Here is a 10,042-nt window from a genome sequence, read left to right as displayed (position 1 = left end):
TGCAGATCAAAGGGTAGATTTTCACCTTTTTTCAGTGCCTTTTTTAATTTATCAAAAATTGTGTATTTGTCTGGAATGAATCGTATATCTACACATATATTGGTAAATGTGTTTGAGTATTAAGGAGGCTGTAAGATGAAAAAAAAGTGGCTTGTTGTACTTTTGCTATTAGCTGGGTATAGTCAGGATGTTTCGGCTGAGGGACCAATGCCGGTAGCCCTTCATTCTACCTCATTCCAATCTGAATGGACCTTTAAGCAACCTGTATATTGGAAGTTGAATTTAATCGATGAATGGAATGACCAACAACATGATCTTATACTAAATGACTATGGATATATGACTTCTCATACACTTGATGAAGACGCCCTCCATCAATTAGCAAGAGAGTTAGCTATGCAAATAGATACACCGATGGAAAATCCGCGAATTCTCCCAAATGGAGAATTTACTCCAGGGAAAGAACGAGTGATTTTATCTGAACAGGAGCTTGTTGACCAATTACAAGAGTTGAAGGCGGGAACAAAGGAGTTTGTCATGCCTATTACAGTAACAGCACCTTCTGTTAAAGAAGAAGACCTTGTTGGAATTGACCAAAGGACAATTGGTGAGTTTAAAACAAATTTTAACCCCTCGGTATCAGGGAGAGCAGAAAATGTTAAATTATCAGCAGAGGCGATTTCGGGAATAATACTTGGACCAGGTGATTCATTTTCCTTTAATCAAACCGTTGGGGAGCGTACGAGAGAACGCGGGTATCAAGAAGCAAAAGAGATTGTTAATAAAGAGTTTGTTATGGGGATAGGTGGGGGGATTTGTCAAACGTCTTCCACGTTGTTTAATGCTGTGGATAAAGCAGGTTTAGAGATGATTGAAAGATACACGCATTCAAGGGAAATTGGGTATGTAGCACCTGGCAGAGATGCTACGGTTTCCTGGGGAGGACCAGATTTTAGGTTTAAAAATCCACATCCATACCCTGTTTTAATAAAATCGGAAGTTAATCTAGATCGTGGAGAAATACTAGTGAGTGTTCATTCGCATTGAATGTAAGCTAAAGTGGCTTACGTTCTTTTTTTTGTGAAAAATGATAATGATGGTTGTTTCAGATTTAGAAAGTATGATGAATGTGCATAATTGCTTTAATTCCATTTCATACTAAAAGCGAGAATGTATGGGTACATGTAAGGAAGGATGATTGGAGTGCTTGGAAAGTGGCTGTTGAAACAAATTCAAAGTAAGAAAAAAGAATCACTGCAAGATGTATTGCAACAGTTACAACAATCAAGTGATTTTGTTGTGCATGATGTATCGATTGCATCTAAAGTATTTCAAGTTGCCTTTTTCCAGACGCTTATTGATAGCGACCGTTTGAATAAAGATGTTTTTCCGTACATGACGAAGTCGGACAGTCTATCATTAGAAGATTTAATAAGGGATATTCCCATACAGGCTAAGGAAGTCACACAATCACCAAATAGCTTACGTGAGAAGGTATTACAAGGGTTTATTGTTATTTATGAAGGGAGAAACCCCTCTAAAATTGCTGTAATTGAAGTAGCTTTGGATTCTGGACGAGAAGTATCTCCACCAGAGAATGAATTTACAGTAGCCGGGCCGCAGGAATCATTTATTGAATCGATTGATACCAATATAAATTTAATTCGTAAAAGAATGCCTTTGCCCCAATTAAAAGTGAAAGAAATGAAAATAGGAAAATTGACCCAGACTCGAGTGTCTCTATTATATATAGAAGGCATCGTGGACAAGGATAACCTAAAAACGGTAGAGCAAAGGTTGCACGATATTGAATTTGATCAAGTGATTGATTCAAATAGCTTAGCGCAGATGATTAGTGATAACCAAATGAGTCCATTTCCCCAACTAATTAATACAGAAAGACCAGAGCGTGTCGCAGCGGCCATCGCTGAAGGAAAGGTGGCTTTTTTGGCGGACGGTTCACCAGAAGCTATCTTTGGCCCGACAACTTTGGTGGAGTTCTTTTCATCGTTAGAAGACTATTATATGCCTTGGCATATTTCTACTAGTGTTCGTTTATTACGTTTCTTTGCTGTTGCTTTTTCTGTTCTTGCTACTCCTGTTTATGTAGCTGTCCTAACATTTCATTATGAATTAATTCCTCGAGATTTGCTTTCGACGATTATTGCTTCTAGGAGTAATATTCCGTTTCCTCCTATTCTTGAAGCGGTTTTTCTTGAATTAACCATTGAGTTATTACGAGAAGCTGGAGCTAGATTGCCAACGAAGGTTGGACAGACAATTGGGATCGTTGGTGGAATTGTTATTGGACAAGCTTCGGTGGAGGCAGGACTTACGAGTAATATTCTACTTATAATCGTTGCTTTAGCGGCCCTTGCATCTTTTACAACTCCAGTTTATCAAATGGGCAACACGATACGATTAATTCGCTTTCCGTTTTTATTAGCTGCTGCTTTTATTGGAGGGGTCGGTGTCGCTTTTTGTGCATTATTAACGATGGTTCACCTTCTTCATTTGACGTCGCTAGGAAGACCTTACTTTGAACCAATCTTTCCACCTAGATTTAAAGATTGGAAAGACGCTTTTGTCAGATTGCCGTTTAACTGGATGTCATCTCGACCAGTCTATTTAAGACCTAATGATAAAGGGAGATTTAATTTTTCAAGAGCAAGTAAGAAACGAGACATAGACGAATAGAGAGGTGATACGATGGAGCAGCCCATCAAAGAGAAATACCTCGTTTCAGGGTTTTTAACGTTGTTTCTAATTAATGGCATGCAAGTTGGAATGGGAGTATTAAGCTATCAGCGTACGATTGTTAAATCCGCTGGTTACGATGCTTGGATTTCTGTTTTGATGGCAGGGATATTTGTTCATTTCATTATTGCCTGCATGTATATATTGTTAAAGCGTGCCAATGGCGATTTAGTGACTATCCATCAACAGATTTTCGGGAAATGGTTAGGGAATGCTATAAGTTTGTTTGCATGTCTTTATTTTGTTGTATTAGCAACAACTGTGCTGAGAGGATATATCGAAATTGTTCAAGTGTGGATGTTTCCAGACCTTCCTACTTGGGCAATGGCTCTTGTAGCGGTTGGATTTTTTTATTATGTCGTGGCGGGAGGATTTCGGTCAGTTGTTGGCCTGACATTTTTAGGCGTCATTATCCCAATTGTGTTAGTGCCTATGTTGTTAATGCCTTTAGAATATGCCAATTTTATTAATATGTTGCCTGTTTGGAAGCATTCTATTTTAGAGCTTGCATTAGGAGCCAAGGATACTACTTTAAGTTTTCTTGGGTTTGAATTGTTGTTGTTATACTATCCATTTCTTAAAAAGAAGGAGCTCACACAAAAATGGGCTCACTTTGGAGCTGTCCTTACGACTATTTCCTATACGGTTCTTATGGTAGTCAGCCTAGCGTTCTATAGTGAAGAACAGTTGAATCAAACAATTTGGGCGACACTAACCCTTTATAAGGTAGTTCAACTGCCGTTTTTAGAGCGGTTTGAATACATAGGAATCTCATTATGGATGTTTTTAATTGCTCCAAATATTGCACTTGCTCTTTGGGGAGCAAGCCGGTGTGCAAAGCGAATATTTCAGATGAATCAAAGAATCGCTTTAGTTATATCTTTAGTAATAATGGCTATAATCGTAGTATTCATTCCTACAAGACAAGAAGTAAGTTTACTTAATGAGTGGGTTGGAGAAATTGGGTTTTATCTTGTTTTTGTTTATATACCTATGCTCGTTGTTTTGCAAGCGATTGTGTTGAAGTTCAGGAGGGACAACCATGAACATACGTCTTCTATGTAGCTTGTTTTTTGTGCTTTTTGTATTATCAGGGTGCTTAGAGACAAGGATCGTCGATGAAGTGTCCATGGTTCGTGCTGCTGCTTTTGATTTAGATGAGGAAAAGGGGTTTAAATTTACTGTTAGTTTTCCGACTTTTCCTGAGCAAGGACAAGAAGAGGAATTGCAACAGGGAATTATTTCGGCTACTGGAGAAACAACGAAAGGTACAAGGATTAGTTTAAACAAACAATCACAAAAGCCAATAAGATTTGGACAAATGCGACTTTTGCTATTTAGTCAGGAGCTCGCAGAAGATGGGGTTGAAAATGCGGTTGATGCGATGTATCGTGATCCATCAGTTGGAAATCGGATCTTTTTAGCGGTTGTCGAAGGGAATGATGCAGGCTCTGTCATTGATTCTGACTTGGGAATAGGAGAATTAGCCGGAGTATATTTACCAGATTTAATTGAACAAAATCAAGATACAAGTATATTGCCACCAACAAATATGCATGAATTTCTCTTTAGTCTTTACAATGACGGACGCGATCCTTATTTGCCTATGCTTGGACAGACGGAAGAAGATCGAGTATCCGTTATAGGAACAGCTTTATTTGATAGAGATAAGTATCATAGCCATCTTGATCTTAATGATTCATTTATCTTGAAGATGTTGATTGACTCAACAAGACAAGCCGTTCAGCAATTCGAAGTAGAATATAAAGGGGAAAAAAGCTTTGTGGTATTACAGCAATTACATAGTGATGTAAAGGTGAATTTAGATAAGACAAAAGATGTGCCTGTGTTTTCCATTGACATCTCAATACAAGGGGCAATTGAAGATTATGATGGAAAGATGAATTTAGATGAAGCTAATATTATCACAGATATGGAAAAGTCTATTGAGGATCAAATAGAAATGCGTGGTGAAGAATTATTAGTACTATTTCAGGAAGCAGGTATAGATCCAGTTGGAATGGGAGAGAAATATCGGAGCACGACTCGAAACTGGGATTCAGAAGAATGGGAAACGACCCTATACCCAAGTGCTGAATTTCGAGTACAAGTAAATGCTGAGATTATTCAATCGGGAGCGATTGAATAAATTATGGAATAATATGAACTTGGCATCCATAGGATAACTATGTGAAACAACTCGAGAACTGTTAAAGAATGAGGAGGACAGTATGGTTGATTTTATTAAGAGGGTATGTATTGCCCTTGCCTTAGCAACATTTATCGGTCTGTTATTCATAAGTACAACAACGTCTTTTGCCGAGACGAAAGAAACGGTGCCGGAAGAGCTCTTTGAAGCGCTCATCTGGCCTACCGTTGGTGAAATAACTGATACGTATGGAACAAGGTGGGGAAAACATTTTGGAATCGATATTGCAGCTCCAGAAGGAACTGTCGTTGTAACAATCGCAGATGGGACGGTAAGTAGGTCTTATTATTCTGATACATATGGAAATGTTGTGTTTGTAAATCACCCTAATGGACTTGAAACCGTATATGCTCATCTTCATGAAAGGCTGGTAGAAGAGGGACAAGCCCTACTAGAAGGTGAGAAAGTAGGCACAGTTGGTACAACAGGAAGATCGTCAGGAAACCACCTACATTTTGAAGTGCATAATGGAGAGTGGAATATTGAAAAAACGGATTCAATTGACCCGTTTCTCGTTCTATCAAAAGAACCAGAGTATATGTTTGCTTCGCTAGGGAGAGATTCCCCTTATGGACAAGACTGGAAGCAACGCGAAATTGTTTCGGTTATGAGTCCAAGCCAATTGGAAGAAAGAGATAAAAGCACGGAATCTATACATAATTTAGTTGAAATAACTGTAAGTGATGGAGATACATTATGGAGTCTTTCACAAAAGTTTGGCGTAACCGTCGATGAGTTAATGGAGTGGAACGACCTTTCCAATGACGTGATTACAGTAGATGAAGTCATCGTCGTCTCACTGCCCGAGCAGGTTCACGTAATCCAAGCAGGGGAAACGTTAACGTCGATTGCTGGCACATATGGTGTGTCAGCAGCAAATTTAATGGAACAAAATGATTTACATACTGATGTGATTCTGCCAGGACAGACGATCATCATTAATTAACAGAATCCGCCTGTGAAAATCATGTCGAATATGGTAAAATTAAGTCAAGAGATGATTGATAGGGATGAAGATTTCAATGGGATTGCGACAAGTAAGGGTGAAAACGGAGTTATTTCATTGGCTCAACAAACAGACAGACTTGAATAGCTATCAAGTTGATTTAGTGGATGGATTTATCTTTATGCTCAAAAAGATTAATCAGCATGGAATGATCCGTATGATTAATGAAAAGGAGCTGCATCCCCGTTTTTGGCGTTCTCATGATCGTACGTTTGGCTATGAATTGATGAGTCAAAAGACGAAGCAAAAAGGGGCGCATTTATATCAATTTTATGTGGATGTTGCTTTCTCCGAGCAACTTGTGTCCCGAGCTGGAGATCGGTTAACAATAACAGAACGAGGACAAGCCTATTTAGAAAAAGATGCGGAAGAACAATTGGATCTTTTATTCACCTATATTTGGTAAGAGAAAATAATCAGTTAGAAATGTAGGTGTAAGACACTGACAAAGCTGGTAACTAACCTTTGTCAATGTCTTATTTAAGATGAATCATAGAGGGGGGCCTAAAAGGTGAATGTTCACCCCCTCATGAGCTGCTCCTTATGTTAGCACTCAATTGTATCGGCAAAATAAATACCTTCGATTAGTTTCAATTCGTTGATGACTTTTTCTTCTACCAATTTATCGACAGCGACCATCATAATGGCTTCTCCACCTTCTTCTTTTCGACCAACTTGCATCGTAGCAATATTAACCTGGTAATCAGCCAAAAGCTGTCCCATTCGACCGATAACCCCTGGTCTGTCATTGTGTTGAATGTAAATTAAGTGCCCGCTAGGAGTAAAGTCAACATTGAATCCATTAATATTAACAATTCTAGGACCATATTCCTTTACATACGTCCCTTTTATTTCAAAAATACGATCTTCTCCACGTACTATAGCATGGATGATGTTTGAATAACCATAAGTTTGATTCATTTGCTTTTCTCCAAAATTAATACCTCGTTCTTTTGCGATTAAGCTCGCATTGACGTCATTCACGGCGGCATCCACACGGGGTTGTAAAAAACCAGCCATCAGACTTCGTGTAGTAATAGATGTTTCCAAATTTGTTACGGTTCCTCCATAATACACATCTATTTCTTGTACAGGTGTACGCATTACTTGTGAGAGTATATTCCCCATACTTCTTGTAAGCTCATAAAATGGCTTTACTTTCTCATAAATTTCTTTTGAAAGGGTAGGTAAGTTAATAGAATTGCTTGCTGGTTCTCCTTCAAGGAAACGTAATACCTCTTCAGATACTTGAGCAGCTACATTAAGTTGAGCTTCTTTCGTTGAAGCAGCAATGTGCGGGGTTCCAATAACATTTGGAAACGCAAGCAACTCCTTATCTGTAGCGGGTTCTTCTTCAAAAACATCTAGTGCTGCCCCTGCAATGTGCCCGTTCGATAAAAAATGCTTTAGCGCCTGTTCATCAATAATCCCACCACGAGCACAGTTAATTAAAAATGTACCAGGTTTTGTCTTCGCAATATTTTCCATTCCGAGTAGACCTTTTGTTTCTTTTGTTAATGGTGTATGAACGGTAATAATATCAGATCCTGTAAGGACTTCTTCAAGAGTAGCTGTGGTTACACCAAGCTTTTCAGCACGAGCTTTCGTTAAAAAGGGGTCAAAAACGAGCAGGGACATTTCAAAGGCTTTGGCACGTTGAGCGAGCTGAGTACCAATTCGTCCAAACCCAACAATTCCCAAGGTTTTCCCACGTAATTCATATCCTTGGAATGCTTTTCTGTTCCATTCGCCAGCTTTAATAGAAGCAACTGCTTGAGGGATATTTCTTAGTAAAGACATCATCATAGCAAATGTATGTTCAGCGGTGGAAATCGTATTCCCGTCTGGAGCATTCACGACGACTACCCCTCGCTTAGTAGCAGCGTCAAGGTCAATATTATCTACTCCTACTCCTGCTCTGGCTACAATTTTAAGTTTGGGCATTTTGGCTAATAGTTCATCTGTGACTGTGGTAGCACTACGAACAAGCAGGGCGTCAAATTGAGATAGATCGTCGACATCGTTTACGTTTTTTTCTAAACATTCTACTTGATTGCTCTCGAGTAAAGGGAGCAATCCTTCTTTGCTCATACGATCGGACACTAAAATTTGATATTTGGCTTGGGTTTGGTTTCCTGTAGGACGAGCGACAACGGCTTGATGGTTCATTTTTCTTCACTCCTTTTTTTCTACATTTGAATTAGGATTGCTACAGCAAAAAACCTTCTGCCCACACGACCGCTGTCGTGAGGGGCGGAAGGTTGTAACCGCGGTGCCACCCTCATTCATGCGCAGGTTGCGCATCTTAAGGAGATATGTCTCCAAGATAACGGATTAACCGAATGTACCTACTGTCGTATTTCAGCACATGAACTCCGAAGGGCTCTCAAGAATGGACCAAACTAGTTCGCAGCAACCACTAGTTCTCTGAATTGGTTTATCATTCTTTCAATCTTCATCATCGTTTTTCCATTTAGAATTGTCATTAAAAACAAATAGTACTAATTGTTTGATAATTTATCATAATGTATTTAAACTGTCAATCTAAAGCGTGAACAAAAAAAGTAAATATAATCTTTATTCCTGTATGTAACACAGCTACCGTTCATATAAATGAAGCGAGGAGGGATGATATGAAGCATATCGTTCAAAAAGGAGAAACGGTCAAAAAGATAGCCTATAAGTATAACGTTCGCCCTTTTGACATATTGTTATTCAACCCACATATTTATGCTGAAAATAGTTATGTACAACCAGAGATGGAAATGCATATTCCTGTTATTCAAGGTGAACAAAACGTAATTTCAGATTGGGAGAGTCAAACAGAATTTTCTCAAAGTGATTTAGAAAAGCTACTTCCAGATTTAAAAAAGTTAGGAATTCGAGTTGATATTATAGGGTACTCAGTCCTGAACCAACCAATTTATGCTCTGGCGATAGGAAAGGGGAAAAAAGAGGTATTTTACTCAGGGGGCTGGCATGCAAACGAATGGCATACAAGTAAGTTTTTAACTCGTTACATACAGGAACTAGCCAGCTGCTATAGAAGTGGAGAACAGTGGCATGGATATGATGTAACAAAGCTACTAACAGAGGCAACTCTTTATATGGTTCCGTTAGTCAATCCCGATGGAGTTGATTTAGTCCTTCAAGGAAATTACCCAAATCATCCTCATTATGAAAATATACGAACAATTAATAAAGGCATGGCTCGATTTGAACATTGGTCAAGTAACATAAGAGGAGTGGATCTGAATCATCAATGGCCAGCTAAATGGGAAGAAGAAGCAAAAGGATCACCGCAAATCCCTTGGGCGAGGCACTATAGTGGAAATGGACCATTGACGGAACCTGAAGCTCAGGCTATCTATCGATATACACTGAATCATTCATTTGCATATGTTTTGGCGTTTCATTCTCAAGGCCAAGTAATTTATTGGGGATATCGTGGATTAGAACCAAAAGAGAGCAAGGAGATGGTTCACCGTTTATCACTAGTAAGCTCCTATACACCTGTGCATACAGCGGAGAGTGATGGTGGGTATAAAGATTGGTTCATTCAAGAAACAAAAAGAGCAGGGTTTACAATTGAAGTAGGCGTTGGTACAAATCCATTACCTTCTGAATCCTTTGCAGAGATATGGTCCAATAATTGTCTGCTCGCACTTGAAGGACTTGCTTTATGAAATGATTTAATTAACAAGAAAAAAGGGTATCTCAAAAGTTAAATTAACTTTAGAGATACCCCTTCATTTCTTCATTCACTATTCAAATTTTAGTGCGTCCCCATCAAATGACTCGTCTGCTACTTTAATGGAATCTGTAGGACACCCTTCTTGAGCGTCGATCATATCTTCCTCTAACTCTTCAGGAATTTTTGCCGTTCCTTGGTTATCATCAAGAATTACAAAAGCAATCCCTTCATCATCATAATCATAAATATCTGGGGCAGCAGCGCCACAAGCTCCGCATGCTATACAGGTATCTTTATCAACAATTGTATACTTTGCCATCTTAAACCCTCCATTAACATCCTAATCACATATATTACAGTTTTGATCAAAACCATA

The 10,042-nt window shown here is 38.8% G+C and carries 9 protein-coding genes and 1 other annotated feature; of the genes, 7 read left to right on the top strand and 2 right to left on the bottom strand.

All coding sequences use genetic code 11. The features are described 5' to 3' along the window. The first annotated feature begins 135 nt into the window (after positions 1-135). The 6 genes from LQ50_RS09670 to LQ50_RS09645 all read left to right on the top strand — a co-directional run bounded on the left by LQ50_RS09670 (position 136) and on the right by LQ50_RS09645 (position 6,378). Positions 136-1,047 carry a VanW family protein gene (locus LQ50_RS09670; protein ID WP_034628612.1) on the top strand — a complete coding sequence of 304 codons (912 nt, stop codon included), beginning with the start codon at positions 136-138 and terminating at the stop codon, positions 1,045-1,047. A gap of 156 nt (positions 1,048-1,203) precedes the next feature. Next, positions 1,204-2,697: a spore germination protein gene (locus LQ50_RS09665; RefSeq protein WP_034628650.1), complete on the top strand. Its 1,494-nt coding sequence runs from the start codon at positions 1,204-1,206 to the stop codon at positions 2,695-2,697. 12 nt (positions 2,698-2,709) lie between these two features. Continuing rightward, entirely contained in the window at positions 2,710-3,822 is a 1,113-nt protein-coding gene (locus LQ50_RS09660; RefSeq protein WP_034628609.1) for a spore germination protein, read from the top strand. Next, positions 3,800-4,906: a Ger(x)C family spore germination protein gene (locus tag LQ50_RS09655; RefSeq protein WP_034628603.1), complete on the top strand. Its 1,107-nt coding sequence runs from the start codon at positions 3,800-3,802 to the stop codon at positions 4,904-4,906. The genes LQ50_RS09660 and LQ50_RS09655 overlap by 23 nt, the downstream gene beginning before the upstream one ends. 82 nt (positions 4,907-4,988) lie before the next feature. Then, positions 4,989-5,912 carry a peptidoglycan DD-metalloendopeptidase family protein gene (locus tag LQ50_RS09650; RefSeq protein ID WP_034628600.1) on the top strand — a complete coding sequence of 308 codons (924 nt, stop codon included), beginning with the start codon at positions 4,989-4,991 and terminating at the stop codon, positions 5,910-5,912. 76 nt (positions 5,913-5,988) lie between these two features. Next, positions 5,989-6,378: a hypothetical protein gene (locus LQ50_RS09645; protein ID WP_034628597.1), complete on the top strand. Its 390-nt coding sequence runs from the start codon at positions 5,989-5,991 to the stop codon at positions 6,376-6,378. A gap of 140 nt (positions 6,379-6,518) precedes the next feature. Here the strand turns inward: LQ50_RS09645 and serA are convergent, their stop codons facing one another. Next, positions 6,519-8,141 (bottom strand): phosphoglycerate dehydrogenase, encoded by a 1,623-nt coding sequence (serA, locus tag LQ50_RS09640; protein ID WP_052144677.1) that lies wholly within the window; start codon positions 8,139-8,141, stop codon positions 6,519-6,521. Between the two features lie 77 nt (positions 8,142-8,218). Continuing rightward, positions 8,219-8,443: a binding site (T-box leader), on the bottom strand. Between the two features lie 162 nt (positions 8,444-8,605). Here serA and LQ50_RS09635 point away from each other — a divergent pair. Beyond that, positions 8,606-9,658, top strand: coding sequence for a M14 family metallopeptidase (locus LQ50_RS09635; RefSeq protein ID WP_034628596.1), 1,053 nt, complete (start codon positions 8,606-8,608; stop codon positions 9,656-9,658). A gap of 78 nt (positions 9,659-9,736) precedes the next feature. Here the strand turns inward: LQ50_RS09635 and LQ50_RS09630 are convergent, their stop codons facing one another. Beyond that, positions 9,737-9,985, bottom strand: a complete 249-nt coding sequence (locus LQ50_RS09630; RefSeq protein ID WP_034628593.1) for a ferredoxin — start codon at positions 9,983-9,985, stop codon at positions 9,737-9,739. Between the last annotated feature and the right edge of the window lie 57 nt (positions 9,986-10,042).

Source organism: Halalkalibacter okhensis (genome assembly GCF_000787375.1).
Classification (GTDB): Bacteria; Bacillota; Bacilli; order Bacillales; family Bacillaceae_D; genus Halalkalibacter; species Halalkalibacter okhensis.
The sequence above is the reverse complement of the archived record's forward strand: the minus strand, read 5'-3'. Positions and strand labels throughout refer to the sequence as shown.

Bases quoted from the DNA above. Each gene is read 5' to 3' on its own strand.
- LQ50_RS09635 (WP_034628596.1), top strand. From the start codon at position 8,606: ATGAAGCATATCGTTCAAAAAGGAGAAACGGTCAAAAAGATAGCCTAT.
- LQ50_RS09660 (WP_034628609.1), top strand. From the start codon at position 2,710: ATGGAGCAGCCCATCAAAGAGAAATACCTCGTTTCAGGGTTTTTAACG.
- LQ50_RS09655 (WP_034628603.1), top strand. From the start codon at position 3,800: ATGAACATACGTCTTCTATGTAGCTTGTTTTTTGTGCTTTTTGTATTA.
- LQ50_RS09670 (WP_034628612.1), top strand. From the start codon at position 136: ATGAAAAAAAAGTGGCTTGTTGTACTTTTGCTATTAGCTGGGTATAGT.
- LQ50_RS09650 (WP_034628600.1), top strand. From the start codon at position 4,989: ATGGTTGATTTTATTAAGAGGGTATGTATTGCCCTTGCCTTAGCAACA.
- LQ50_RS09630 (WP_034628593.1), bottom strand. From the start codon at position 9,985: ATGGCAAAGTATACAATTGTTGATAAAGATACCTGTATAGCATGCGGA.
- serA (WP_052144677.1), bottom strand. From the start codon at position 8,141: ATGAACCATCAAGCCGTTGTCGCTCGTCCTACAGGAAACCAAACCCAA.
- LQ50_RS09645 (WP_034628597.1), top strand. From the start codon at position 5,989: ATGGGATTGCGACAAGTAAGGGTGAAAACGGAGTTATTTCATTGGCTC.